This window comes from Amycolatopsis sp. lyj-23 (assembly GCF_046549135.1).
Taxonomy (GTDB): Bacteria; Actinomycetota; Actinomycetes; order Mycobacteriales; family Pseudonocardiaceae; genus Amycolatopsis.
In genome coordinates this window covers 94,680-119,637 of sequence record NZ_JAJPWN010000010.1, presented here as the reverse complement: position 1 = coordinate 119,637, position 24,958 = coordinate 94,680, and the positions used below count along the sequence as shown (strand labels likewise).

29 protein-coding genes and 1 pseudogene are annotated in these 24,958 nt (G+C 73.2%); 14 read left to right on the top strand and 16 right to left on the bottom strand.

Annotation, left to right across the window (positions count from 1 at the left end; translation table 11 throughout):
- Positions 1–35 precede the first annotated feature (35 nt).
- Positions 36–869: an alpha/beta fold hydrolase gene (locus tag ACLJPY_RS25330; protein WP_410592039.1), complete on the top strand. Its 834-nt coding sequence runs from the start codon at positions 36–38 to the stop codon at positions 867–869.
- A gap of 3 nt (positions 870–872) precedes the next feature.
- Here the strand turns inward: ACLJPY_RS25330 and ACLJPY_RS25325 are convergent, their stop codons facing one another.
- Positions 873–1,229, bottom strand: a complete 357-nt coding sequence (locus ACLJPY_RS25325; RefSeq protein ID WP_366198201.1) for a VOC family protein — start codon at positions 1,227–1,229, stop codon at positions 873–875.
- Between the two features lie 174 nt (positions 1,230–1,403).
- Here ACLJPY_RS25325 and ACLJPY_RS25320 point away from each other — a divergent pair.
- Positions 1,404–2,433: pseudogene (locus ACLJPY_RS25320) on the top strand (IS1634 family transposase); the annotation flags it as partial.
- Between the two features lie 24 nt (positions 2,434–2,457).
- Here ACLJPY_RS25320 and ACLJPY_RS25315 read toward each other — a convergent pair.
- Genes ACLJPY_RS25315 through ACLJPY_RS25295 form a run of 5 tightly spaced genes read right to left on the bottom strand, consistent with a single transcriptional unit; the run spans position 2,458 to position 4,949 of the window.
- Complete coding sequence (locus ACLJPY_RS25315; protein WP_410592038.1) at positions 2,458–3,015, bottom strand: hypothetical protein; 558 nt, start codon at positions 3,013–3,015, stop codon at positions 2,458–2,460.
- 18 nt (positions 3,016–3,033) lie between these two features.
- Positions 3,034–3,207, bottom strand: a complete 174-nt coding sequence (locus ACLJPY_RS25310; RefSeq protein ID WP_410592037.1) for a hypothetical protein — start codon at positions 3,205–3,207, stop codon at positions 3,034–3,036.
- Positions 3,204–3,770, bottom strand: coding sequence for a hypothetical protein (locus ACLJPY_RS25305; protein WP_410592035.1), 567 nt, complete (start codon positions 3,768–3,770; stop codon positions 3,204–3,206). Before ACLJPY_RS25305 ends, ACLJPY_RS25310 begins: the two co-directional genes overlap by 4 nt.
- Positions 3,736–4,260 carry a hypothetical protein gene (locus ACLJPY_RS25300; protein WP_410592034.1) on the bottom strand — a complete coding sequence of 175 codons (525 nt, stop codon included), beginning with the start codon at positions 4,258–4,260 and terminating at the stop codon, positions 3,736–3,738. The genes ACLJPY_RS25305 and ACLJPY_RS25300 overlap by 35 nt, the downstream gene beginning before the upstream one ends.
- Positions 4,257–4,949: a hypothetical protein gene (locus ACLJPY_RS25295; protein WP_410592033.1), complete on the bottom strand. Its 693-nt coding sequence runs from the start codon at positions 4,947–4,949 to the stop codon at positions 4,257–4,259. The genes ACLJPY_RS25300 and ACLJPY_RS25295 overlap by 4 nt, the downstream gene beginning before the upstream one ends.
- A 134-nt stretch (positions 4,950–5,083) precedes the next feature.
- Between ACLJPY_RS25295 and ACLJPY_RS25290 the strand changes: the two genes are divergently transcribed.
- Entirely contained in the window at positions 5,084–5,626 is a 543-nt protein-coding gene (locus ACLJPY_RS25290; protein WP_410592031.1) for a MauE/DoxX family redox-associated membrane protein, read from the top strand.
- Between the two features lie 105 nt (positions 5,627–5,731).
- On the opposite strand, the gene ACLJPY_RS25285 is transcribed toward ACLJPY_RS25290, so the two are convergent.
- Positions 5,732–5,989, bottom strand: a complete 258-nt coding sequence (locus ACLJPY_RS25285) for a hypothetical protein (RefSeq protein WP_410592030.1) — start codon at positions 5,987–5,989, stop codon at positions 5,732–5,734.
- A 309-nt stretch (positions 5,990–6,298) separates the two neighbouring features.
- On the bottom strand, positions 6,299–6,787 hold the full coding sequence (locus ACLJPY_RS25280; protein ID WP_410592029.1) for a MarR family winged helix-turn-helix transcriptional regulator: 489 nt from the start codon (positions 6,785–6,787) through the stop codon (positions 6,299–6,301).
- 64 nt (positions 6,788–6,851) lie between these two features.
- On the opposite strand from ACLJPY_RS25280, the gene ACLJPY_RS25275 reads away from it, so the two are divergent.
- Positions 6,852–7,283, top strand: coding sequence for a DUF6069 family protein (locus ACLJPY_RS25275; protein ID WP_410592028.1), 432 nt, complete (start codon positions 6,852–6,854; stop codon positions 7,281–7,283).
- A 181-nt stretch (positions 7,284–7,464) separates the two neighbouring features.
- On the opposite strand, the gene ACLJPY_RS25270 is transcribed toward ACLJPY_RS25275, so the two are convergent.
- Positions 7,465–8,433, bottom strand: coding sequence for a hypothetical protein (locus ACLJPY_RS25270; RefSeq protein WP_410592027.1), 969 nt, complete (start codon positions 8,431–8,433; stop codon positions 7,465–7,467).
- A 127-nt stretch (positions 8,434–8,560) separates the two neighbouring features.
- On the opposite strand from ACLJPY_RS25270, the gene ACLJPY_RS25265 reads away from it, so the two are divergent.
- The 3 genes from ACLJPY_RS25265 (at position 8,561) to ACLJPY_RS25255 (ending at position 10,597) form a co-directional block, all read left to right on the top strand.
- A complete protein-coding gene (locus tag ACLJPY_RS25265) occupies positions 8,561–8,932 on the top strand; it encodes an STAS domain-containing protein (RefSeq protein WP_410592026.1) in 372 nt (123 codons plus the stop codon).
- Between the two features lie 85 nt (positions 8,933–9,017).
- The gene (locus ACLJPY_RS25260) at positions 9,018–10,070 is read left to right on the top strand and encodes an ANTAR domain-containing protein (RefSeq protein WP_410592024.1); all 1,053 of its coding nucleotides are present in this window, start codon (positions 9,018–9,020) and stop codon (positions 10,068–10,070) included.
- 50 nt (positions 10,071–10,120) lie between these two features.
- Entirely contained in the window at positions 10,121–10,597 is a 477-nt protein-coding gene (locus ACLJPY_RS25255; RefSeq protein WP_410592023.1) for a hypothetical protein, read from the top strand.
- 216 nt (positions 10,598–10,813) lie between these two features.
- Here ACLJPY_RS25255 and ACLJPY_RS25250 read toward each other — a convergent pair whose 3' ends face one another.
- Together ACLJPY_RS25250 and ACLJPY_RS25245 are read right to left on the bottom strand one after the other, a co-directional pair.
- Positions 10,814–11,881: an FUSC family protein gene (locus ACLJPY_RS25250; RefSeq protein ID WP_410592022.1), complete on the bottom strand. Its 1,068-nt coding sequence runs from the start codon at positions 11,879–11,881 to the stop codon at positions 10,814–10,816.
- Positions 11,882–12,010: 129 nt separating this feature from the next.
- Positions 12,011–12,487, bottom strand: coding sequence for a DUF4383 domain-containing protein (locus ACLJPY_RS25245; RefSeq protein ID WP_410592021.1), 477 nt, complete (start codon positions 12,485–12,487; stop codon positions 12,011–12,013).
- A 216-nt stretch (positions 12,488–12,703) separates the two neighbouring features.
- Between ACLJPY_RS25245 and ACLJPY_RS25240 the strand changes: the two genes are divergently transcribed.
- Entirely contained in the window at positions 12,704–13,480 is a 777-nt protein-coding gene (locus tag ACLJPY_RS25240; RefSeq protein ID WP_410592020.1) for an STAS domain-containing protein, read from the top strand.
- 299 nt (positions 13,481–13,779) lie between these two features.
- On the opposite strand, the gene ACLJPY_RS25235 is transcribed toward ACLJPY_RS25240, so the two are convergent.
- Positions 13,780–13,995, bottom strand: coding sequence for a DUF2188 domain-containing protein (locus ACLJPY_RS25235; protein ID WP_410592018.1), 216 nt, complete (start codon positions 13,993–13,995; stop codon positions 13,780–13,782).
- An 82-nt stretch (positions 13,996–14,077) separates the two neighbouring features.
- Between ACLJPY_RS25235 and ACLJPY_RS25230 the strand changes: the two genes are divergently transcribed.
- Complete coding sequence (locus ACLJPY_RS25230) at positions 14,078–15,262, top strand: ANTAR domain-containing protein (protein ID WP_410592016.1); 1,185 nt, start codon at positions 14,078–14,080, stop codon at positions 15,260–15,262.
- 202 nt (positions 15,263–15,464) lie between these two features.
- Here ACLJPY_RS25230 and thpD read toward each other — a convergent pair whose 3' ends face one another.
- Positions 15,465–16,394, bottom strand: a complete 930-nt coding sequence (gene thpD, locus ACLJPY_RS25225; protein ID WP_410592014.1) for an ectoine hydroxylase — start codon at positions 16,392–16,394, stop codon at positions 15,465–15,467.
- 811 nt (positions 16,395–17,205) lie between these two features.
- Here thpD and ACLJPY_RS25220 point away from each other — a divergent pair.
- On the top strand, positions 17,206–17,820 hold the full coding sequence (locus tag ACLJPY_RS25220; RefSeq protein WP_410592013.1) for a TetR/AcrR family transcriptional regulator: 615 nt from the start codon (positions 17,206–17,208) through the stop codon (positions 17,818–17,820).
- 39 nt (positions 17,821–17,859) lie between these two features.
- On the top strand, positions 17,860–18,951 hold the full coding sequence (locus ACLJPY_RS25215) for a winged helix DNA-binding domain-containing protein (protein ID WP_410592012.1): 1,092 nt from the start codon (positions 17,860–17,862) through the stop codon (positions 18,949–18,951).
- A 41-nt stretch (positions 18,952–18,992) separates the two neighbouring features.
- Here ACLJPY_RS25215 and ACLJPY_RS25210 read toward each other — a convergent pair whose 3' ends face one another.
- Positions 18,993–19,949 carry a helix-turn-helix transcriptional regulator gene (locus tag ACLJPY_RS25210; RefSeq protein ID WP_410592010.1) on the bottom strand — a complete coding sequence of 319 codons (957 nt, stop codon included), beginning with the start codon at positions 19,947–19,949 and terminating at the stop codon, positions 18,993–18,995.
- 101 nt (positions 19,950–20,050) lie between these two features.
- On the opposite strand from ACLJPY_RS25210, the gene ACLJPY_RS25205 reads away from it, so the two are divergent.
- Together ACLJPY_RS25205 and ACLJPY_RS25200 are read left to right on the top strand one after the other, a co-directional pair.
- On the top strand, positions 20,051–20,509 hold the full coding sequence (locus tag ACLJPY_RS25205; protein ID WP_410592009.1) for a nucleoside deaminase: 459 nt from the start codon (positions 20,051–20,053) through the stop codon (positions 20,507–20,509).
- Between the two features lie 23 nt (positions 20,510–20,532).
- Positions 20,533–21,495 (top strand): isopenicillin N synthase family dioxygenase, encoded by a 963-nt coding sequence (locus ACLJPY_RS25200; RefSeq protein ID WP_410592008.1) that lies wholly within the window; start codon positions 20,533–20,535, stop codon positions 21,493–21,495.
- Here ACLJPY_RS25200 and ACLJPY_RS25195 read toward each other — a convergent pair.
- Positions 21,482–22,774 (bottom strand): diguanylate cyclase, encoded by a 1,293-nt coding sequence (locus ACLJPY_RS25195; RefSeq protein WP_410592006.1) that lies wholly within the window; start codon positions 22,772–22,774, stop codon positions 21,482–21,484. The genes ACLJPY_RS25200 and ACLJPY_RS25195 overlap by 14 nt on opposite strands.
- Positions 22,775–22,993: 219 nt before the next feature.
- On the opposite strand from ACLJPY_RS25195, the gene ACLJPY_RS25190 reads away from it, so the two are divergent.
- Entirely contained in the window at positions 22,994–23,953 is a 960-nt protein-coding gene (locus ACLJPY_RS25190; protein ID WP_410592005.1) for a chitinase, read from the top strand.
- 70 nt (positions 23,954–24,023) lie between these two features.
- Here the strand turns inward: ACLJPY_RS25190 and ACLJPY_RS25185 are convergent, their stop codons facing one another.
- On the bottom strand, positions 24,024–24,497 hold the full coding sequence (locus ACLJPY_RS25185) for a hypothetical protein (protein ID WP_410592003.1): 474 nt from the start codon (positions 24,495–24,497) through the stop codon (positions 24,024–24,026).
- Positions 24,498–24,958: the final 461 nt, after the last annotated feature.

Genomic DNA, 24,958 nt, shown 5'->3' with positions numbered 1-24,958 from the left:
CCTGACTTGGCTCAAGATCGCTGATCTTGGGTAGGGTGCTGGCTGTTGAGCTGCGGTTTCGTCGTGTGAACGGCGAAAATCTGCGCAGTAAGCGGCCGGTTCTAGGGGTCTGCCCATCGCTTCCCGGTTTCGGCTTCAGCGACAAGCCGGCCGCGCCGGGGTGGGGGATCGAGCGGATATCCGGCGCGTGGTGCGTGCTGATGGTCCGGCTCGGCTACCGGCGGTTCGGCGCCCAGGGCAGCGACTGGGGCACCAGCATCGCCACGAGCATCGGTCAACGGCAACCCGATCGGGTCGCCGGCATCCATCTCATACCGCCGCTCGCACCGCCCGACCCGGCCACGTTGGACGACCTCACCGGTGCCGAGCGGGCGGTGCTCGCGACACTGCGGGAGGCGGACGAATGGGGCTCCGGATGCTCGGCGCAGCAGTCGACCCGGCCGCAGACGGTCGGCTACGGGCTGGTCGACTCGCCGGCCGCCCTCTGCGCCTGGATCGTCGAGAAGTTCTGGTCGTGGACCGGCTCCGGTGGCGACCTGCATCGGGTTATTGCCCGGGATGAGCTGCTCGACAACCTGATGCTCTACTGGCTGCCCGGCACCGGTGCCTCATCCGCCCGGCTGTACTGGGAAAGCCTCCGGCAGGTCACCGAATGGATCTCCGGGTCGGCCGGCGCGCCGGTGACCGTACCCACCGGCTGTTCGGTCTTCCCGAAGGAGCTGCAGCGCCCGTCTCGGCGGTGGGCGGAGCGCCGGTTCCCGAACATCCGGTACTGGAACGAGCCCGGCAAGGGCGGCCACGTCGCGGCGTTCGAGCAGCCGGCGTTGTTCATCGACGAGGTCCGGTCATTCTTCCGGCTGGTCCGCTGATGGTCACCCGTACTCGGTAAGCGGCTGGCTAAAGATCAACAAGTGCCCATCGGGTGTCCGTACGTTGAAGTCGCGCATCCCGTAGGGCCGGTCAGCCAGTGGCTCGACGATGTCGGCGCCGCGGGCGCGCAGCTCGTCGTGGCAGGAATCGACGTCGTCGACAATAACCGTCACCCTGGCCGGGCCGACGCTGCTTTCGGCGTACAGGTGGAACTCGGCGGTGTCGCGGATGACGGCCGCGTAGCTGGGTGGGGTCTCCCAGGTGAATATGGTGTCGAATCCGAGCGCGTCCGTGAAGTACGACCGCGCTGCCTGCACATCTCGGCACGGCAGCACGGGAACCGCCACCCGCATGACCATTCCGTCACCTTACCCGACTTTGGCTCAAGATCGCTGATCTTGGGTAGGGTGCTGGCTGTTGAGCTGCGGTTTCGTCGTGTGAACGGCGAAAATCTGCGCACTGAGCGGCCGGTTGCAGGCTGTCTCTCGTGGCGTGTGTGCGCACGGTGAAGACGGCGTCGGGGCCAGGGCGGTGCAGATCGTGCACTCCTCGCGTTGCAGGCCGGCAGTGGTGCTGGTGGTGGGCCGCGTGCGACCACGTCGTCGCGGATGGGGTACCTGTGGGACGCGCTCGGCCACGCCTACCAGCTGTTGGGGTTCGAGGAGGCCGCTGGTGGTGACGAGGTGTTCCGATTACTGGTGCTGGCACGGATCGTCGAGCCGACCAGCAAGCTGGACAGTCTGCGGGTGGTCGAGGAGGCAGGTTTCGATTGGCCGCGGCGTGCGCCCGCACCGCTGACCTGGGGCCGGCGTCACTGGTTCTCTACGATGTGTCCACCTTGTACTTCGAGACCGATGCCGGGGACGGGCCGCGGGTTTGTCGTTCATCCTCGGCGCGCGGAACCCGACGTGCCGTACGTGGTCCAGGCGTGGCGCCACGAGCACCCGGATGAGCAGATCCCCGACGGGCACATCTTCACCCAGCCCAGGCCTGCCGGCCCCAAGGACCAGCGCCGCGACCAGATCATCTACTACCAGGACCGGGCTTGGCGCACCCCGCACGGCATCGACGAACAGGTCACCAAGGCCGAGCAGGCCGTCGCCGGCAAGACGGCGGTCAAACGCAACCGGTTCACCCAGCTCACCGGCGCCACCAAGAGTGTCAACCGGACCCTGGAAGCCAAGGCACGCGCCCTTGCCGGCCTCAAAGGCCACGTCACCAACCTCCCGGACGTCACCGCCGAGTTCGTGATCGACGCCTACCACCGACTGTTCCACATCGAGAAGTCGTTCCGAATGTCTAACCACGACCTACGTGCGCGGCCGATCTACCACCACAAGCGAGTCGATCGACGCGCACCTGACGGTCGTGTTCGCCGCCCTGGCCGTCAGCAGGTGAACCGAGCAGACCACCGGCTGGTCGATCAAAAAGTTCGTGCGCACCACCCGCCGCTACCGCACCATCAACATCCAGGCCGGCGAGCACACCCTCACCGCCGTCGCCCCGCTACCCGACGACCTCCGCGATGCCCTCACCCGCATCTTCGACCGCGGTGCGCACTAATTTGAGCCAAGTCAGGAACCGCGATCAGCCGCTACCGGACAACACCGCGACCGCCACCAACGGCACGACAAAGGCAACCCCCGTCAGGATCCTCAACTCCCGGCCGTGAGCCCGCCACTCGCCGTCCCAACCGCTCTCCCCGTCGTACCGCAGGTTCGCCGTCGTCATCAGCGCCCGGCCCAGCCCGAACCCCACGCCCGCGCACAGGGCCGCGGGGAGCGGTGCCGTCAGGGCCACCGCGATCGCGGCGACGTACGGCAGGCCGCTCGGCAGGTACGTGCGGGCGCCCGTGCCCATTTCGAAGCCGAACTGGAGGGGGCCCAGGTGGCGGCCGAGGCGGAACACCGTGTCCGGGACCAGTCTGCGGTTCTCCGGCAGCCGGAACGACCACACGCCGGTTTCCCGCAGCAGCACCGCACCCAGGGCCGCGGCCACCACGGCCCAGCGTGCGGCCACCGGAAGTGGTTCGCGCAGCAGGGAACCGGCCACGATCAGGACCAGGGCGCTCAGCGCGCCGCCGGAAACCAGGCCGGCGCAGAACGCCAGTGTCGGAGTGCCCCGCCAGACCGGCGAGCTCAGCACGAACGCCGAGTTCCGGCTTCAACTGGAGCCGCTGGTGGCGAACCCGGCCGACGCGCACAGGACCAGCCACGCGGCCGGCAGCAGCCGGCCCGGCGCGGCCACCAGCGCGATCGTCACCGCGGCCGCCGCCAGCACGAGGGCGGCGGCGATCGTCAGCGGGTGCCACCGGCGCCGGGATACCCCGGCCGTCACAGGGCGGCGCGGCAGATCGTCAGGTACGTCTGGCCGGTGTACCCGCCGCCCCAGAACGTGGAAAAGCCGTCGGAGCAGCGGTAGACCTTCAGGTCCGGTGTCGTCCACCGCCACGCGTTCTTGCCGACGAACTGGCCGCACGTGTTGGCCACCGGCTGGTGGTCGACCTGGATGCCGCCTTCGTTGTACGTGCCGTACTTGTGCCAGCCCGCTTCGCAGTAGGTGCTCCCGCGCCAGAACCCGCCGAAGCAGGCGGCGTAGGTGTTGACGTACGCGCCGCTGGTGTCGGTCAGCTCGGCGTAGCCGGTCGGGTAGGCGTCACGGCAGTCGTTGCGGTCGAAGCCCGGCATGCCGTACGGGCTGAACTCCGCGTTCGCCTGCCGGACGCGGGACAGGCCCGACCAGTCGAGCGCGGTCGCGCCGATCGTCAGCGCGCCGAGCGCCACCGCGCGCAGGAACGTCCGGCGCGTGCCGCGGGTCTTCAGCTTCCGGCCCGCGCGCGTTTCGCCGGCGGCCGGCCCGGGCCGGTCAAGCTCCGGGATGTGCGACAACTCCAGCGTCACCGGTTCCACCTCCTGACTGCGGGCCGGCCCATTCGGCCAGCGTCGTGTCCACTTCGGCCGCCCGGACCGGCAGCAGGACCCGGCGGACGCGGCCGGTCCCGTCCAGCAGCATCAGCACCGGCGGGGCGAGGTGCGACACCGATCGCCACGCTTCGCCGTCGCTGATCACCGGCAGGCCGTGGGCCAGCTCCGCCCACCTCGCCGGGGATTCGTGGGTCAGCAGGGTCGCGTCCGCGCCGAGCCCGGCCAGCCGCTCGACCACCGTCAGGCACAGCGGGCAGCCCGAATCGACCGCCGCCACGATCCGGCCGCCGTCCCCGGCGAACCGCGGGCCGAGGACGAGATCGGGTGGTGCGGTCGTGAACCCGTCGGCGTTGCGGGTGACCACCCCGCGCAGCAGCCGGACTTCGCGCAGGACGGCCGCCAGGCCGAAGAACAGCAGGAGGATCGCCGCCCAGGTGAGCAGGGTGATCGCGATCGACGGGGTCATCGGCGGTCCCAGGCGATGTCGATGCCGTCGAGCCAGTCGAGGCGTTCCCGCTCGGTCTTGGCGGGGGTGTCCGCGAGGTGGACCTCGGCCACGCCCGCCGGGCAGCCCAGGACGAACGAGCGCGCGGAATCCCCGTCGTACCCGGCCTTCCAGACCTCGCCGTGCCGCGTGCGCGCGCCCGCGTGCCGCGGCAGCAGCGCGGCGGCCTGGCGCGGCGCGGGGATCGACAGCGAACCGTGGTCCTGCACCACGACCACGAAGTGCTCGTTCATCGGGTCCAGCAGCGTTTCCGCGCGCGGGACGACGGTCATGCCGTCGACGTGGTCTTCGATCCGCAGCGCCCCGAACAGGTCGAGCAGGCGGGCGCGGCGGGGCGCCGGCCCGGCGAACACCGTCATCAGCTCGTGGTAGGCGCCGATCAGGGTGGCCACGGACGACTGCCCGTCGCGCGCCTCGGCGACGACCACCTCCCGGCCGTGCACGACCAGGCGTTCGCGGGTTTCCGCCGGAGCGACGTACGTGCACGCGAAGTCGTGGTAGCCGCGCGCGCCGATCTGGAACCCGGTGCCGTACGAGCCGCCGACGAACCGGACGCCGGCCACCACGTGCGAAACCGGGGCGGCCGCGGGCAGGCCCACGGTCACCCGGTCACCGCCCGGTGCCACCAACCGCAGCCGTCGAGTAGCCATGTGCCCTCCGATTCCCGAAATCCGCCCCGTGACGATAACCGACGAATTCGACGGTGGCCACGATCGTTTTCCCGCAACCGGAAAGATTGCTCCGATCGGGGACGGTAGTTTTGTCAGCGAATACAGTGGGTTTCATGCACACCGGGTTCACGCACACGTTCTGGTCCGCGGTAATGACGGCCTCGACGGCGTTCGGGGCGATTCTCCTGACCGCGGCGGGTGCGGCACACGCGGCCCGGCCGCGGGAGCACCGGGCGGTGCTGCGGGCGCACCGCCTGCTGCCGCCCGCCGTGGCCGCGGCGAGCACGGCCGCGGAGCTGCTCGTGGGCGCGGCCGTGCTCGCGTTCCTGCTCGCCGACCCGGCCGCCGCGGCCGGGCCCGCGGCCGCACAAGCCGTCCTGTACTGCGCTTTCGCCGCTTACTCCGCGGTGTTGCGGACGCGCCGGGCGGGTGTGCCGTGCGGGTGTTTCGGCGCGGGAACGGTGTCGTGGGCGGTGGCGGTCCGGGCGGTGGCGCTCGCCGCGGGCAGCGCCGGGTGCGCGGCACTGGGCGCACCCCAGCCGGTCCCGGACCGGTGGTCGTGCGCGGCGGCCGGCGTGGTCCTCGCGATGGCGCACCACCTGGTTCCGGCGTGGCGCGGTTCCGGCGGCCGAAAATCCCGCCGCGGTTTTCGATGATTCTTTCACGACCGTCCGGTCGGTGAATTTCCCGGTGTTCGCCGGAAAATCACCGCCGGTGTTCTGTTGCCGGAAGAATCGGCAGCCGGGGCGCGGCGGTCCGTTTCAAGATCGGCTTTTGTCCCGGGTGCGCGAACCGAGCCGCCGCCGCCAGAGCGCGACCGCCACGGCCGCGAGCAAGACGGCGGGCAGCCCGGTGACGAGCCAGCCCTCGGCCGGCGCCGCGGGCACGACGTCCAGCTGCGCCACCGAACCGGCGACGGCCGCCCCGCCGCCGGGCCCATGCTGGGGCAGCGGGCCGCTTCCGCCGCCGTTCTGCTCGTGGATGTGTGCCAGGACCGCGTATTCGATGGCAGTGGCCATCCCGCATCCCTCCTCGACCGGACGGGAATTCTCGCCGAACCGCAGACCAGTGTGCCGCGACGGGCCGCAGAACTTCATACCGGCCAACGGTTTCCCGGACACCGGAACCGGCCCGCGCCCACTCGGCCGCGCAGGCGCGGCGGCTCCGGCCGGGCCCGACGCCGGTGGTGGTCCGGCGGTCGCGGGTCACGCCGGAGGACGACACCGTCTCCCCCGGCGACAACACGAGCCGTCGGAGGGCGGACCGCCTCGCGGTGGCCACCCTCCGGAGCAGACGTCCGGCCGCCATCGTCCCCGCGGCACCGGGCGCTACGGCGACTTGAGGACCTCCGTGGGCAGCCCGAGGGTTTCGACGATTCGTCCCACGGCGTCGCCGACAGCCAAGAAGTCCTCCCCCAGCGGATCCGTCACCAGACGCCGGACCGTCGCCACGTGCTCGGGTGCGGCGGCCGCCAGGTGCGCGCGGCCCGCGTCGGTCAGGGTGGCCGTCGTGAAGCGGCGGCCCTGGCCCGTGCAGACCTCGCGGGTGACCCACCCGCGGTCCTCCAGACGGGCCACCGCGTGGGAGATCCGAGGCAGCGACCCGTTGGCCATCTCCGCGATCTCGCTCATCCGCAGGCTTTCGCCCGGCACCGCCGAAAGCCGGGCCAAGATCATGTAGCCCAGCAGGGTCAGGTCGGCGTCGCGCAGCAGCTGGCTCTCCAGCGCACCCGGCAGCGTGAGCAGGACCTTCGCCAGGTTGATCCACGCTCGCCGTTCGTCTTCGCCGAGCCAGCGGGCCGGCTGTTCGTCGCTCACAGCTTGACTTTAACACGCAACCCAACCTACCTTTTGGGTTGAACACGCAACCCAAGGAGGAGCGATGTCCACCTCGCCCAAGCCGACCGCGCTCACCGCGCTCCGCCTCGGCTTCGCCCTGCTGGCCGCGGCCGCGGTCAACACCGCCATCGCGCTCGGCGCACTGGCCCTCGACGACGGCGGGATCGCGATGGGCCTGAACCCCGCGTCCTACCTGCCCGCCACCGCGGCCGGGCTGCTGCTGGGCACCATCGGCTGGTTCGTGCTCGCCCGCCGGGCGCCGCACGCCCTGCGCGTGGTCGTTCCCGCGGCGCTCGTCCTGACCTGGGTCCCGGACCTGCTGCTGTTCGGCGCGGGCGCCACCGCGGCCAACGTCTTCGGCCTGATGCTGATGCACCTGGTGGTCACCACGGCGGTGGTCACCGCACTCCGCCCGACGCTGGCTCCGGCCGCCCACCCGCAGCCGGTCGCCACCGCCGACCAGCTCCAGAACTGACCGAGGTCGCCGCCGGTCCGGGCTCCCGATCGAGGAAGACCCACGGCTGAGCGAGCGTGGAGCAGAAGGACTGGTCAGGCGCGCGAACCGACGCCTGGCCGTCCTGCGTCACGCCGAAGGAGTCAGCGGCGACGGCGATCTGCCTGCCGGTATCAGCGGCGAACCCGGCCGCGGACGGGCCTCACCGGAGGGCCGACAGGACCGTGCGCGGGCTCAGGCGGCCCTTCTCCGGTTCCCGCCCGACCTGGCCGGCCGCCACGGCGGCGGTCAACGCGCCGACGGCGTCCTCGGGCCGGTAGATCGTCTCGAGCAGCGTGAACCGCTGGAGCTCCGCGAGGGTGGCGGCGCCCCGCCGGGCCAGTTCCGCCAGCAGCGCCCGCCGCAACGGCAGGAGCTGCGGGGTGAGCGAGATGTCGACCAGCGTGCCCCCGGCGTCGCGCGGGTCGCGGTAGCGGATGCCGGCGAACTCGTCCACCGCCCACAGCTCGTTCTTGAACGTCGCGAGGTGCCGGCTGTCCGCCGTCGCGAAGACCAGCGTGCGGGCCGTCCCGTCCTCGGCGACCAGGTCCACGGCGACCGCGCACCCGAGGCCGGCGGCCCGCAGCCGCTCGCGGTCGTCCGTTCCCGGCGCCGCCGCGAGCAGGACCTCGTGCGCCTTGCCCCGCACCAGGGACGGCGGCCAGGCGCCGGCCAGGTGCGCCAGCACCGGCCCGGCCACCCGGACGTCGGCGAGGTCGCCCGCCGTCCGGACCACCAGTCCCGCCGGCACCGCCGGCACCGCGGCCGGCACGGCCGCTCCGACGAGGACCACCTCCAGGTGGTGGCCGCCGAGCCGGTCGGCGAACTCGCCGAACACCCGGAAGGCGTCGGCCGCGAAGGCGCCGCACTCGACGTAGGTGCCGCCGCGCTGCGACCGCAGCACGGTCGCGGTCCACGCGTCGAGGTACCGCACCAGCACGTCACGTTCGACGGAACCGTGCGGGTCGGGACGCCGGTCGCGCTCGGCCACCTCCCGGTTGTACCGCATTCCCCCGCGCGTCACCAGAGAGAACGTCCGGGTGCGCCACTGCACCGGGTCGCTCTGTCCGATGTGGACTCTTCGCGACCGGCGCGGGCGGTCGTCACCCGGGACGGTCGCGGGATCACCCATCGGTGGCACGTGCCGTCCGACCGGGTTGAGTTTGCCGGACAGCCGGGCTTATCGTGGGCTCGACCGGTTCAGCCGCGAGCCGTCCCCCCATTCCGCGCGGGTGAGTTCGGTGGAATCGGAGCCTGCCATGTCCCAGCACCGTTCCGGCGGAAAGACTCTTGCCGATCTTCCGGCGCCCTCGTTCGGCGCGCGGATCGTCCAGGGAAGGCCCGGCGTGGTCACCGTGGCGGTGTCCGGGGAGCTCGACTCGGTCACCGTTCCCGGCCTCGACAAGGCGGTCCGCGACGCGCTCGCGGCCCGGCCCTGGCGCCTGACCGTCGACCTGACCGCCGTCACGTTCTGCGGCTCCGCCGGGTTGCGGACCCTCGTCGCGCTGCACGCGGCGGCCGGGGCGGCCGCGGCCCGGATGGCGGTCCGGCCTTCGCCCGCGATCGGCCGCCTGCTCGCGGTCACCCACTTGGACCGCACCCTGCCCGTCCTCGATCCCGCCCGTTCCTGACGGTTGCGGCCGTCCCTCACCGGGCAGTCCGAACGGGCGCCGGACGGGGAGGGAGAACACGGCTACCGCGATCGAGATCGCACCGGTGGAAGCCGGGCAGGCGCTCGTCGTCCGGGTGACCGGCACCCTCGACACGGGCACCGCCGCGGCCACCCTGATCCGGCTGCTCGGGGCCGCCGCGGCCCTGCTGCCGCCGCACCTGGTCTTCCTGGACCTGCGCGACATCGAAGTGCTCACCGCCGCGGGCGTTCGCGCCCTCGGCGAATTCGCGGTCACCGGAGCGCAGAGCGGCTTCCGCTCCGTCGCTCTGCTCGACCCCGGCGGGTCCCACGCCCGTGTCCTGCGCAGCGGGCTGCCCTCCGCCACGCTGCCCGTGTACGCCGGCGTGTCCGAAGCGCTCACCGCCCACACCGGCGAGCACCGGCTCGGCGAGCAGCTGGCGGACCTCACGCGGGTCCTGCTCGACGCTCCCAGCGTCACGCGGGCCCTGCAGCACGTGGTCGCCGCCGCAACCGTCGTCGTCCCGCACGCCCGGCTGGTCAGCATCACCCTGCGCGACCCGGGCGGGCACTTCTTCACCCCCGTCGAGACGCCGGACATCGCCGCCGACCTCGACCGCGTCCAGTACCGCACCGGCTCCGGCCCCTGCCTCGACGCCGACCGCCCCGACGGCCCCGCCTACGCCCTCGACCAGGACCTCGCGACGAGCTCGGCGTGGCCGCAGTTCGCCGCCGTCGCCACCGCCCACGGCCTCGGCGCCGTCCTGTCCACCGCATTGCTGCCGGCCCGGCCGGGCGGGTTCGGCGGTGCGCTCGACATCTACGCCCACCGCAGCGGGATCACCGACACCGACCGCCTGCGCGCGCTGCTGCCGGCCACGCACGCGTCACTCGCGCTGGCGCACGCCCGCAGCGTCGAGGTCGCCGAACTGGAGCGCACCCACCTGCGCCGGGCGATCGCGTCCCGGGACGTGATCGGGCAGGCCAAGGGGATCCTGATGGCGCGCCAGGGGCTCGACTCCGAGGCGGCTTTCGCGTTGCTGCGCCGCACTTCGCAGGACCTGAACGTCAAGCTGGCGGACATCGCCGCGACCCTCGTCCGGAACCACACCGTGCTCGCCCCGGCCGAAGAGGAGTGACGCCCGGCGGGTTTCCGGTTGGCCGCAGCCACCCCGGGTACGCGGCCCGGATGACCGACAACGGAAATCCCGCACCGGGCGTGACCGTCCGGCAGTTCACCGACGACCTGCTCGGCGCCGCGATGGCGGGCGACCACGACGACGTCACCGAGGCGGTGGCCGTCCTGGCCCGCTCGGGTTCGACCCGGGTCGCGACCGCGGTCGTCGGCGAGCTGGTCGCCCGGTGCCGCACGGCGATCGCCACCCGCCGGGACGCGGACGCCGGGGCGTTCTTCACGGTCGTCGTCGAAGACGCCCGAGGGGAGTCCGCCGAAGTCGAGCGGCTGCCCCCGGGGCCGCGATCGGCGCTGCGCGCGCTGCTGGCGGCCCTCAACGACGACGGGCCGAGCCGCGACATCCACGTCGAGCTGGCCGCGCGCGGCCGTCCGGCGGAGCTGGTCGCGGTGGTCACCCACCTGGTGGTCTGGTACCTGGAACTGTCCGGACCGGCGTCGGCGCTCCCGCTGCTGAGCTGCTTCGCCGACTGAGCCTCACCGAGCCTCACCCGCGGCCGCCCGCGACCGCGCCGGATCCACCGCCGAGCCGCGGTAGCCCGGGCCCGCGTGCCGCGCCGGGTCGAGCAAGCGCTCCGCCCGCTCAGCCGCCGCCACCGTCCCCGAGCTGCGTCTCCGACTGAGCCTCACCCGCGGCCGCCCGCGACCGCGCCGGATTCAGCGCCGCCGAGCTGCTTCTCCCACTGACCCTCACCCCGCCGCCGCCCGCGACCGCGCCGGATCCACCGCCGCCAGCAGGTCACGCGCGCACGCCCGCGCCGCATACACCGCCGGGCCGCGGTAGCCCGGGCCCGCGTGCCGCGCCGGGTCGAGCAGGCGCTCCGCCCGCTCGGCCGCCGCCACCGCCCGGTCCACGCTGCCGGCGCCGGCCAGCACGTCGCACGCTTCCGCCAGCTCCGCCACCGCCTCACCCCACGCCTGCGGCAGCTCTTCGCCGGCCTCGACGGCCGCGCGGGCGACGCGCACCAGCCCGAGCACCGCGTTGGCCTGCAGGGTCAGGTGCCTGCTGCGGGCGATGGCCTGGTGCACGCCGCGCCGCGACCGCCACCGGCGCGGGGCGATCAGCACCACCTGCCGCGCCGTTCCGCGGGCCTGGGACAGCGCCGCCAGCCGGGCGTGGATGCGCTGGCCCGTCGCCAGTTCGCGATCGGGGTCGTCCCCGGCGGCGGGGGTGTCCGAGAGCCCGGCCAGCGCGTCGCGCAGCTCCGCGAACAGGCCGCGCTCGGCTTCGGCGAGCAGGCGGTGCGGGTCCGCGGGCACCAGCAGGACCCCGATCACCACCACGACACCACCGCCGACGAGCGCGTCCACCAGCCGTTCGGTGCCCGATCCCGGGCGGTGCAGCGCCAGGATGAGGATCGCCGACGCCGCCGTCTGGTTGACGAACATCAGCCCCTGGCCGAACGGGCCGCCGCCGAAGGCCAAGGCGCCGTACACGGCCAGGAGCGCCGCGGCCGCGAACGCCACCGGACCGGTTCCCGCGACCGTCTCGACGACCGTGCCGAGCACGATCCCCAGTGCGACACCGCACATCAGCTGCAGCGCCCGCTGCCCGCGCAGCACGTCACTGGCCGACAGCGACACCGCCGCCGCGATCGGCGCGAAGAACGGCTGCGGGTGCCCGAGCAGGTCGTGGGCGATCCACCACGACACGCTCACCGCGACGGCGGTCTGGACCACCGCCCACCGCGGCCGCCGGAAGCGCGCGGCGGCCGCCCCCGCCGCCTCGCGCAGGCGTTGCCGCGCTCGAAGCTCCATCACCGGCGGGTACCCGCTGCGGCGGCGGTCAAGCCGCAAGTCCACTGTGGACTCTCCGGCACGGCGGAACGCCGGCGGGCCGTGGTGGGCGACCGCCGACGCTCCTGGTGACCACGCCGTGCGTGGTGGCTAGCCCAGTCCCGGGCCCCGCGCCGCCTGCGGACCCGACGTCGTCCGGCCCGCGCGGGACGTCAGCAGCCCCAGCGCGATCATGCCGACACCCAGCACCAGGTGCAGCCAGTTGTCCGCGTTGTTCACCGGCACGAAGTTCGCGTCGCTGCCGCGGTCGATCAGCAGCCCGTAGAGCCACAGCACCAGGTACACGACCCCACCGGCGATCAGGAACAGCCGCGCGCCCCGCGCGGTCCGGGCCGAGGCCAGCCCGACCACCCCGAAGAGCAGGTGCACGATGTTGTGCAACACGGACACCATGAACAACCCCAGCAACATCGCCATCGAATTGTGCCCGGCGAAGCTCAGCTGGTCGTAGTGAGTGGTGACACCCGGGATGAACCCGAGCACGCCGACCAGCAGGAAAACGACCGAAACGACCGCGGCCGCGACCTGCACCGGCGTCCGGGAGCCCGTGTGAGTGGCAGTGGACATGGCATTTCCTTTCCGCACGCGCCACGGGAGCGGCGCCACGACCGGCGCATACCCGGGCTCACCACCGTTAAGCGGCCCTCGGGGCACCGGTTTCCGGCGCGATCGGCAGGCATATTTTCCGCCGCAGCGGTTAACCTGAACCGGACAAGACGAAGACGTGCCACTCCCCTGGCGTGACGCTGCGGCCCCGGATGCGGCCGCGGAAAGGCGAGGGTCATGGCGGAAGTCCGCATGGAGCTCACCCACCGGTCGCGCTCGGCCGTGCTCACCCTGAGCGGGACCCTGGATGTGCGGTCCCACGCCACCGTGCGCGACGGCCTGCTGAAGGCCGCCACCGAAGCGCCGGAAGGCTTGATCGCCGACGTCTCCGGGCTCGATTTCGCGAGCAGCGCCCGGCTCAGCGTCTTCGCGCTCGTGGCGATGCGCCTGGGCAACTGGCCGGGGATCCCGTTCGCACTGGTCGCCCGGTCACCGGAGAAGGCGGCGCTGCTGCGCGGGCTGCCGATGGCGCGCTACGCGCCGGTGCACCGGGACCCGGCCGAAGCCGAAGGCGAGTTCGGCGGGCCGGTGCGGCGCCGAGCCGTCCGCGAGTTCCCGCGCACCGGCACGACCGCGGTCGTCGCCCGCGAGTTCGTCGCCGAGGTGTGCCGCGCATGGGGCGTGCCGGGGCTCGTGGAAGACGCTCTGGTGATCGTGACGGAGCTGGTGGAGAACACGATGCAGCACACGGCCTCCTGTCCCGAAGTCCGCGTGGACCTCCGCCGCGGCATCTGCACGATCGCCGTCGCCGACGACGACCCGCACCCGGCCGTGCTGCGCGAGCGGCAGACGACGATCGAACCCGGCCTCGGCTTGAAGCTGGTGGCGCAGTTCACCCGCGTGTGGGGCTGCAGCGAATCCTGGCGCGGCGGCAAGGTGGTCTGGGCCACCCTGAGCGTGGCCCCGGACGCCCTCGGCGCCGGCCCGGCGCGCTCCGGACGGCGATTTTCCTGACGGGGAACCCGCTTCCGCCCGGCGAAGGCCGCGGGGGGTACAGCCTGCGAGCGGAAGCGGGAAGCTGTGACGACCTCAGCCGGACCCGCACGCCCAGCCTGCGACTCTCCGACGAGGAACCCGCTTCCGCCCAGCGAAGGCCGCGGGGGGTACAGCCTGCGAGCGGAAGCGGGAAGCAGCGACGACCTCAGCCGGACCGACACGGTCCACCACCCACGATTCCCCCGTCGGGATCCCGCTCCCGCCCAGCGAAGGCCGGGGGGACGACCTGCGAGCGGAAGCGGGAAGCTGCGCCGGGCTCAGCCGGACGGACGCGGCCGGTAGTCGCGTTCGCTCTCGACGGCGCCGTCGGGGGTGTGGACCAGGTGCCCCACCCGGCGTTTCTTCGCCGCCTGGCGGCCGGCGACCACGGCGTCGACGCGGCGCGGGGACGTGTTCGAGGCCCGCGTGCCGCCTTCCACCCGGTTCTTCCACACGCCGTCCTCGTAGACGGTGTGCACGTCTCCTGCGGCCACGGTGCTGCTTCGGATCGGGCGCGATCGTTTGGCGATCGCTGATCGGGGGTATGCGAGGGGGTTCCGGCGTGAGGAGGCACGCATGACGGAAAGCCTGCGGGGCGTACGGCCGCCGCTGTGGTCGATCGAGGTCGTCCGCAGGGGAGAACGGCCGGTTGTCGTCGTGACCGGAGAGCTCGACCTGGGCGCCCACCCGGGGTTCGGGGAACGGTTGCAGGAACTGACCGCCGGCGCCGCGGACCCCGTCGTCGACCTCAGCCGGGTCCGGCTGCTCACCGCGGCCGGTGTCCGGCAGCTGCTCGTCGTGGCGGACGCACTCGCCCGCGGCGGACGGCACCTGCGCGTGGTGACGGGCTCCGCTGTCGCGCTGCGGGTGCTCCGGGCCACGCAGGCCACGGACGTCCTCGAAACCTCCGCCACGCTCGAAGCGGCGGAGCACGCCCTGCAGCGGCTCCGGGAGGCCGACGCCGGCACCGGTGAGCTCGAGCAGCTGCGGCGCGAAGTCACCGAGCTGCGCGCCAAGCTCGCCACCCGGCCGGTGATCGCCCGGGCCCTCGGCATGGTGCAGGAGCGGTACCGGCTGGCCGATCTGGACGAGGCGTTCCGGCTGCTGCGGTTCGCGTCGCGGACCCACAACGTCAAGCTGTTCGTGCTCGCCCAGACGCTGGTGGAGCTGCCCCGCCCGCGGGACAGGGCGTGGCTCATCGGCGCGTTGCAGCGTCCGGCGCCGCCCTTGGACCTGGCCGCCCGCCGAGCCGGGGCGAAGCCGGTCGCCGTGCTGGAGCAGCTGGTCCAGGAGGCACTGCGCCACACCGGGGCGGCGGCGGGGTACGCGCAGCTGCCGGACGGAACCGGGTTGCGCCTGGCCGTGCACCGCGGGCTGGGGCCGGACTTCGCCACGGCGTTCGCCCACCTCGACGGCGAGCAGTCCACCTGCACGGCCGCCCACGTGCGGGGCGTGCCCGTGCACAGCGCGGACATCGCCCGTGATGCGGTCTTCTCCCGGCCCGGACCCCGCCACGCCCTGCTCGCCGACGGGTTCGGCACCGCACGGAGCACGCCCCTCGCCACGCCCACGACCGGCAGCGCGGGCGTCCTGACCACGTTGCACGAAGGCATCGATCACCCCGTCGGCGTCCCGGCGACCGAGCGGGTGGAGACGCTCTGCCGCCAGACCGGCGCGTGGCTGACCTGGTACCGCCACCACGAAGTGCTCACGGCCCTGCAGGACCTCCACGCCCGGGTGACGGCGGGGAAGCTCGGCTGACGTCTGCGCGGGCCCGCCGGTGCTCCGCTCCGGATTCCTTGCCTGCCAACGGGTTCGGTTAAGTTCGGGCCGATCGCCCGGACACGCGTCGACGCACGTGCTCGTCGTCTGCCCGAGGCCGCCGCGCCACAGCCCGGGTGCGGCCGCGATGGCCGGGCGGGCCGGGCCGTCGGGGATCCGGCCCGGCGGTGCGAAGGGCAGGTCAGCCGGGGCCACGGTCGCCCTCCTCGGGCCGCCGCAGCGGCGTGCAGTCGCGTTCGGCCACGTACTCCGGCCGCCGGGCCGGCGCGGCGAACGGCTCGCCCGCGGCGTTGTCGACGCTGTTGAAGACGACGAAGAGGTTCGAGCGCGGCAGCGGCGTGATGTTGCTGCCCGAGCCGTGCAGGATGTTGGCGTCGAACCACAGGGCGTCGCCGGCGGGCCCGGTGAACTGGCGGATGCCGTGCCGCTCGGCCAGACGCGCGATGTCCGCCTGCGCCGGCACGCCGATTTCCTGTTCCCGCAACGAATCCCGGTAGTGGTCGGCGGGGGTCTCGCCGGTGCACGGCACGAACGTGCGGTGCGACCCCGGAATCAGCAGCAACCCGCCGTTGTAGGACAGGTTTTCGCACAGCGCCAGCGACATGCTGACCGCGCGCGGCGCGGGCAAGCCGTCTTCGGCGTGCCAGGTTTCGAAGTCGGAGTGCCAGAAGAACCCCTTGCCGACGAACCCGGGCATGCAGTTGATCCGGCTCTGGTGGACGTAGACGTCCGAGCCGAGGATCTGCCGGGCGCGGTCCAGCACGCGCGGGTCGAGCAGCAGCTCCGCGATCAGCGGGCTCATCCGGTGCACCTGGAAGATCGACCGCACCGCACCGGACCGCTTCTCCCGGACGACCCGGGGATCGACGTCCGGCCCGGGATCGTCGGCCAGCCGGGCGAGTTCGTCGCGCAAGGCCGCCACCTCGATCGCGGTGAGCAGCCCGGGAACGACCACGTAACCGTTCCGGTCGTAGCAGGCCAGGTCCGCGGCGGCGACGGGCCCGGGCGGTCCGCCCGGCCAGACGACGGGGTGGCTCCGCGGCACGGGCGCCGCGGGACGCGGAGTCCTGGTCGGGTAGCGGTCGGTGGCCGTGGTGGCCGTCGTGGTCATGGCATCCCCCGGGGTCGTGCCGACCCGGAGGAAAACGTGGGCTCCTCCGGACGGCGGCGCGGCGCACGGTCGCGCCGGCAGGCCGGTGACCCGTCACCTGCGTGCGACGGGCCCGGCACGTCCGGAGGGCTGGAGACGAACCAGGGCCAGGCTACCCGCCACCGCGGCGGGCAAACCAGCGGTCGCGGAGAATTTCGCGCCACGAGGGCCGGCAGCGGCGGGCCCGGGGTGCGGGCGAGCACGGCGGCCGCGGCGATCAGGTCCCAGCCGGGGGCGTACTGGTTCCCGGTGCCGGCGTGGGCGGCGTGGCGTTCGTAGCGCTCGAGCACCGCCTCCACCGCGGCGGCCAGGTAGACGTGCACGCGAGCTTACGCGGAGTTAGCGTTAACACATTTGGCGGCGCGAATCGCCGACCCGCTTCCGGGCCGCCGCCAGGAGACTTTCATTGCGGGTCGCCGCACCTGGAGTTCGAGCCAATGTAACCAGCCGACGAGACATCGTCAACGGGCGGTTTTCAGTATCAGAGCCGGAAATCGGGCCGTCCGAACACCACCCACCTTGTCGAATGCCATTCGACGAGGTGCTCTCGAAAAATCATCTTTGTACCGGCGTCACAAAACGAATTCTTCGAATGGCGGTCCGCCCGGTCGGCCGAAGGCGATTACCCCTTCGGCCGCGTTGCGCACGTCCGGTACCGAGCGAAGACCCGTCGGCATCCTGCGGCTGGGCACAAAGCGGGCGCTTACAATGACGATGACCGGGCCGGCCGTCGTGGCCGCCGGGGGGCGGTACCAGCTGGGAGGATCACCGGATGACCGTGTCGCTGTCGGCCGAGCTCTGGCCGGACGTGCAGCCGGAGACCGCCCGGCGGCTCATGCTCGCCGGGGTCGAGGCGTTCGCCGAGCGGGGCTACCACGCCACCACCACGCGGGACATCGCCGGGGCCGCGGGGATGTCGCCCGCCGCGCTCTACGTGCACTTCCCCTCCAAGGCCGCGCTGCTGTTCGCCATCAGCCGGTACGGCCACGAGCAGACCCTCGCGCTCGTCGAGAACGTCGTCGCCAAGGAAGCCGACCCGGTCGAGCGGATCCGGCTGATCGTCGAGGACTTCGTCGCCTGGCACGCGCGGCGCCACACCGTCGCCCGGGTCGTGCAGTACGAGCTGCAGGCGCTGCCCGAGCAGGAGTTCGAGGTGGTCGCCGCGCTGCGGCGGCGGATCGAGCGGATCGTGCGTGAAGTCATCGCCGAGGGCGCCGACGCCGGCGTCTTCACCGTGTCCGACCCGCACGTCGCCGCGCGGGCGGTGCTGTCGCTCGGCGTCGACGTCGCCCGCTGGTACAGCGAGCGCGCCCGGCAGACGCCGGCGGCGCTGGGCAAGGAGTACGGCGGGCTCGTGCTGCGGATGCTCGGCGTGTCCGCCGAGTAGCGGACAGATCCTGACCGCTTTCTCCGGCATGGTGCCTTCGTGTCCAACGTTCTCGACGCGCGGGCCCTCAACCGCGCCACGCTCGCCCGGCAGCTGCTGCTCGAACGCGCCGAGCTGCCCGTGCTCGACGCCGTCGCCCACCTCGGCGGCCTGCAGGCGCAGGAGCCGCAGGAACCGTTCACCGGGCTGTGGTCGCGCCTGCGCGGGTTCGACCCGGCTGCGCTGGACGCGCTGCTGACCGGACGGCGGGTCGTGCGCACCCACCTCATGCGCCGCACCGTCCACCTGCTCGCCGCCGACGACGTGCTGGCCTGGCGGAGCCGGTTCGACGCCATGCTGCTCCAGCGGGTCGTCGGCGTCTACCGCCAAGAGCTCGAGGGTGTCGACTTCGCCGAGCTGGCCGCGGCGGGCCGGGCGGTGCTGGCCGACGGCGAGCCCCGCTCGATGGGCGAGCTCGCCCGGGCCGTCGCCGACCGGTGGCCCGAGCCCGGCCCGCGCCCGCTCGGCGAACTGCTGGTCGCCGCGCTGATCCCGTCGGTGCAGCTGCCGCCGCGCGGGCTGTGGCGCACCAAGGCGGGCGCGCGGAACCTCCCCCTCGAAGCCTGGCTGGGCCGCGCCGCGGACCCGCTCGACCCCGCCGACGGCGTCGGGCGGACGCTGGTGCGGCGCTACCTGGCGGCGTTCGGGCCGGCGGCGACGGCGGACCTGCGCGCGTGGTCCGGCCTGGCCGGGCTGCCGTCGGCGGTGAAGGCGGTGCGCGAGGAACTGGTGGCGTTCCGCGACGAGCGCGGCCGCGAGCTGCTCGACCTGCCCGGCGCACCCCGCCCCGACCCGGACACCCCGGCCCCGGCGCGCTTCCTGCCGGCGTTCGACAACGCGATCCTCGGCTACGACGACCGCACCCGCATCATCGACGACGCCCACCGCGGGCTCTCGGTCGCGGGCGAGCGGGTGGTCCTGCTCGACGGCCGCGTCTCGGCGACCTGGACGGTGGCGGAAGCGGCCGTGGTCGTCCGCCCCCTGCGGCGGTTGACGAAAGCGGAACGCGCGGAAGTGACGGCCGAGGGCAGCGAGCTGGCCGCGTTCTTGAGCGAGGGCGAAAGCGCTTGCGTCCGGGTGGAAGCGCACTAGCCGACCCTGCCTCCACGCGCCCCAATGTGGCTTTCGGGCGCTCAGCCCACCGCGCGGGCGAACCGCTCCGCCACCTCCCGCAGCCGCTCGACCAGTCCCGGCGGCGCCTCCTCGACCACGAAGTCGAACCCCCACTGGGCCAGGTGGTACGGCACCGCGTCCAGGTCCTTCGCCCCGGTCCGGACCCGGCAGCTCTCTTCGTCGATCGCCTCGACGACGCCCGAGGTCGGCGGCACGCGGCGGGCCACCACGCCGGCCGGGGCCGCCACGCGCAGGACGAGCTGGTGCGGGTACGGCGCCGTCGAGATCTGGCGGGACACGTACTCCGCGAGGTCCGGTGCCGGGGGTTCGCGCGGGGTGAAGCGGAACCCGGTCACCGGCACCCCCGTGATGCGGTCCGCCCGGAACGTGCGCCAGCCCGCGCGGTCGACGTCGAAGGCGACCAGGTACCAGCGCCACCCCGTGTGGACCAGCCGCAGCGGCTCGACCGACCGGTGCGTCGCGGCGCCGGACCGGTCGGCGTAGCCGAAGCGCAGCCGCTCGTGGTCGCGGCAGGCCGCCGCGATCGCCGTCAGCACCGAGGCGTCCACCGTCGGGCCCGTGCCGGGCAGGGAGACCGTCGCCGCCTGCAGGGCGCCGACGCGGGGACGCAGGCGGGCGGGCAGCACCTGCTCCAGTTTCGCCAGCGCGCGCACCGACGTCTCCTCGATGCCGGCGACCGTGCCGCTCGCCGCCGTGCGCAGGCCGACCGCGACCGCGACGGCCTCGTCGTCGTCCAGCAGCAGCGGGGGCAGCGCCGCGCCCGCCCCGAGCCGGTAGCCGCCCGCCACCCCCGGCGTCGCGTGCACCGGGTAGCCGAGGGACCGCAGCCGCTCGATGTCACGGCGGATCGTGCGGACGTCCACCTCGAGCCGGGCCGCGAGGTCCGCGCCCGGCCAGTCCCGGCGCGCCTGCAGCAGCGACAGCAGCCGCAGCAGCCGTTCCGAAGTGCCGTACATGAGCACGCAGTGTGCCAGACATCGCGGACAGCTCCTGTCCGTGATTCGCCGGAACGGGCCGAACACTTGCCAGGCACCACCCGGGCCGGAAAGAGTGACGCATGCCGATCGATCCGCACGCCCTGCTGGCCGTCGCCCGCGAAGAAGCCGAACTGGGCAAAGCCGAAGGGGGCGTCCCGATCGGGGCCGCGCTCTTCGACTCCGCGGGCACGCTGCTGGGCCGCGGGCACAACCGGCGGGTGCAGGACGGCGACCCGTCGATGCACGCCGAGACCGCGGCGTTCCGCAACGCCGGCCGTCGCCCGCACTACCGCGACACGATCATGGTCACCACGCTCTCGCCGTGCTGGTACTGCTCGGGGCTCGTCCGTCAGTTCGGTATCGGGCGCGTCGTCATCGGTGAAGCCGAGACGTTCCACGGCGGTCACGACTGGCTCGCCGGGCTGGGTGTCGAGATCACCCTGCTCGACGATCCCGGCTGCACCGCGCTGATGACGGCGTTCATCGCCGCGCGCCCGGACCTGTGGTTCGAGGACATCGGGGTCGAGAAGTCCGAATAGGACAGTTCTGGCGAGGAGCCGGTATGCCGTCATCCGTTCCGCTCGTGGACCTTTCGCCGTGGTTCGCGGGCACGTCCGAGGGCCGGGCCGAAGTGGCGGCCCGGATCGACAGCGCGCTGCGGGAGTCCGGCTTCCTGCTGGTCACCGGGCACGGTGTCCCCGACGACCTGCGGCAGCGGACGCGCGAGCTGGCGCGGGAGTTCTTCGCGCTGCCCGAGGACGTCAAGCAGCGCTACGCCGTCACGGTCGGCGGCCGCGGCTGGCTGCCGCCGGGGGTCGAGGCCAACGGCTACGCCGAAGGCACCGAGACCCCGCCGGACCTCAAGGAGTCCTACTCGGCGGGCGCGGACACCCGCACCGGCGTCGCCGAGGTCGACGGGTTCTGGTTCCAGCCGAACGTCTGGCCGCACGAGGTGCCCGGCCTCGGCGAGGCGGCCACGGAGTACATGCGCCGGATGCGGGCGCTGGCCGACCACCTGCTGGAGATCTTCGCCGCCGCGCTCGGCCTCGCCCAGAGCCACTTCACCCGGCACACCGGGCACCCGACGTACACGTTCAACATCAACTGGTACCCGCCGCTGACCCGCGTCGGCCCGCCGGCGCCGGACCAGTTCCGGATCGGGCCGCACACCGACTTCGGCACGGTCACGGTGCTCGACCGCCAGGCGGGCGTCGGCGGCCTGCAGGTCTGCACGGCCGGCGGCGAGTGGGCGGACGCGCCCTTCCACCCGGACGCGTTCACGGTCAACATCGGCGACCTGATGGCCCGCTGGACGGGCGACCGGTGGCGTTCGACGCGCCACCGCGTCCTCCCACCGCCCGCGACGGCGCCCGAGGAGGACCTCGTGTCGCTGATCTTCTTCTACGAGACCGACCACGACGCGCGGATCACGTCGCTGGCACCGCCGCTGGGCACCCGGACCTACCCCGAGGTGATCGCGTCGCAGTACCTGAAGGAGAAGCTGGACGCGATCACGATGAGCTGACGCCGGGCTCGGCGCACACCGTCCGGTTCCGGCCCGCCGCCTTCGCCTGCAGCACCGCCCGTTCCGCGGCCAGCAGCGCGTCCGCGAGGACGCCGTCCGGTGAGCAGCCCGCCACGCCGATCGACACCGTCACCCCGACGAACTGCGGGCCGTCGCCCGAGGCCTTCAGCGCCACCAGCGTCGAGGCGATCCGCAGCCGGATCCGTTCGGCGATCGCCATCGCGTCGAAGGGGCCGGTGCCCGGCAGCAGCACCGCGAACTCCTCGCCGCCGGAGCGGCCCACGAGGTCGGCGGCCCGGACTTCGTCGCGCAGGGTGCCGGCGACCGCCCGCAGGACCGCGTCGCCGACGCGAACGCCGTAGCGGTCGTTGAGCAGGCGGAAGTGGTCGAGGTCGAGCAGCAACACGGCCGGGCCGGGGCCGCCGGGGCGGTCCAGCCGGGCTTCGGCGGCGCCGCGCCAGGAGGCGGCGGTGAGCACCCCGGTGCCGGGGTCGATGCTGACGTGGTCGCGGCGCCCGGCGCCCAGCCCGCCGCGGTGCAGCACGACGGTGGCGCCGGCCAGCACCGGGACCAGCAGCGGCGCGGCGGCGACGGCCCAGGCGAGCGGGAGGCCGAACGCCGTCATGGCGGCGTCGAAGGCGTGCCCCGGCGCGGCTTCGCGCGGGCGGCGAGGACCGTCGGCCCCGGTCACGAGCGCCGCGTTCACCACGAGGAACACCAGCCCGGCCACCGTGAGCAGGCCGACGGTCCGGGCGTCGAGGACCTCGCCGAGCGGCCGGACACCGGTCGCGGTGAGGAACGCCCCGGCGGCGAGCGCGGCCAGCGTGGTCGCCGCGGCGCCGAACACCTGCCGGTAGCCGGGTTTTCTGCGGACCCGGAACCACTGGTGCAGCGCGGAGAGCACCACCAGCGCGGTGGCGAGGCCGGGCCGCAGCACGAGCACCCCGGCGAAGATCCACGGCGTGTCGACGCCGGGCCCGAGCAGGGTGTCCTCGCGGTGGCGCTCGACCGGCCGCGCGAGCTCCGCCGACACGACCATCCCGGCCGCGAGCAGCGCGAACGGCGCCACCACGGCGGTGGCCGGCGGGAACCGGAGGGCGGCGAGCACGACCGCGGCGACCGCGAGGGCGTCGACCCCGACGAGGTAGCAGACGCTGCCGCGGCGCGGCAGCCCCCACAGGGCCCACCGCCGCAGGGCCCAGCGCTGCGGGACGAGGGCGGGCAGGAACCGGCCCGGGCGGCGTTCCCCGCCGGCGGCGACCGTGGAATCCCCCACCATTTCGGCAAAGTAGCCGGAATGCGCGCTGGTGTCGATCCGCCTTAAGGGGAATTTAACACCGTGACTCCGCGGCAGCACCGTCAGTCATTTTCCGACCGACGGAGGGTTGACACGCAACATTGGTCTAGTCCACTGTGTGGTGGCACGCAGCACTCCTCCCGGGATGACCCCGCCGCCTCAAACCGGAGGTGCTCCACCCTGCCCGTTCGGAGGACCCCCATGAAATCAGTGCGCCGTCTGCTCACCCTCGCGACCGCGGCCACGGCCGCCCTCGCGACGACGGTCGGGCTCGCCCCGCAGGCCATGGCCGCGGTCGACCCGGTGCTCGCCTCCCCGTACCTGTACCAGTGGGGCGGGCAGACCAGCCCCACCGCGGCGATGTCCGCGACCGGCGTGAAAGCGTTTACGCTCGCCTTCGTCCTGTCGGACGGCACCTGCAACCCCAAGTGGGACGGCACGCGGTCGCTGACCGGCTCCGACAAGACGATGATCCAGAACATCCGCAACGCGGGCGGGGACGTGATCCCCTCCTTCGGCGGCTGGTCCGGCACGAAGCTCGGCTCGAAGTGCACGACGGCCTCGGCGCTCGCGGGTGCCTACCAGAAGGTGATCGACGCCTACGGCCTCAAGGCGATCGACCTGGACATCGAGAACACCGACGAATTCCAGAACAACACGGTCCAGGACCGCATCCTCAACGCGGTCAAGCTGACCAAGCAGAAGAACCCGAACCTCCGCGTGGTGATCACGATCGGCACCACCACGACCGGCCCCGACTCGTGGGGCAAGCGCCTGATCACCCAGGCCAAGGCGATCGGCGCGCCGGTCGACGTCTGGTCGGTCATGCCGTTCGACTTCTCCAGCGGCGGTGACATGGCGGCGCTGACGAAGTCCGCGGTCGACGGGCTGAAGAACCAGCTCAAGACCACGTTCGGCTGGAGCGACGACACCGCCTACCGGCACAGCGGCCTCTCCTCGATGAACGGCAAGACCGACAACGCGGGCGAGACGGTCACGGTGGCGAACTTCAACTCCATCCGCGGCTACGCGGCGAGCCACCACTTGGCCCGCTTCACGTCCTGGGCCACCAACCGCGACTGCAGCGGCGGCGGCGAGTGCAGCGGCATCACGCAGGACAAATACGCGTTCACCAAGATCGTCGCCGGCTACACCGGCTGACACGGACCCGTAGTGGGGCAGTCGGAGGCCCTCTCACCGGCATCGGGGTCGGTGAGGGGGCCTTCGCGGGTCAGCGCCGCGGCCCGCCGGAGTAGGGCCCGCAGAGGTACGGGTAGCACGGGTTCCACGGCGGGTTGCTCTTCGTCGTGGCCGGCGGAGGTGGCAGCTCGACCGTCACGGTCGGGGTCGGGGTCGGCGTCTCGGTGCGGCGGGCGTGCATGACCACGGGTGAGGGCGTGGTGGTCTCGGTGGGAACGGCGAGCGCGCTCGAGGTGGGCACGGCGGTGGCCGGCTGCAGCTGCGGGAACTGCGTGGACCCGGGCACCGGATCCGGCCGCGTGGCCAGCACGAGCACGAGCCCGCCCAGCACGACGATCACCGCCGACGCCAGCGCCAGCCGGGCCGCCGCAGGGGTCGCGCGCCCGGGATCGCCGTCCCGCTGCGCCGCCAGTTCGGCCGCCCGCGAGCCCGGTTTGCGCGGCCGCTGGCCGGTCTGCCGGAGCAGCTCGTCGACCGTGACCCGATCCCGCCGCCTGCGCGTCATGCACGACCTCCACCCGGTACCCCCGCCGCGCTCGCCCGCGGCCGCCTGATCCGGGGTGGATCGTAGAAACCCTTGCGGTAATTGTAAACGCGCTGATCGCCGCGGTCTCGTTACCGTTTCGAGACAACCGGATCGCGCTCCCGGCCGTAGCCGTCAACGAGCCACGAGCCGCCGCCCCAACCCCGCCACCCGGCGCGTCACCGGAGGAACTCGGCCCCGGCGAGAACGATCGCGCTCCATGCCGCGGCCGTAGATCGCCGCCTCCAGCCACGCCGCCCGGCGGGTCACACAACCGCAGCGACCAACCGCCCTTCCGGCCGCGGCACTCGACGAGCCATGACCCGCTGCTGCAATCCCCCTACCCGACGAGTTACCTCAACCGCAGCAACCGCTCCCCCGGCCGACACCGATCGCGTTCCCTGCCGTAGCTGTCAGCGAGGCCGGGTGGCAGTGGGTCGGGC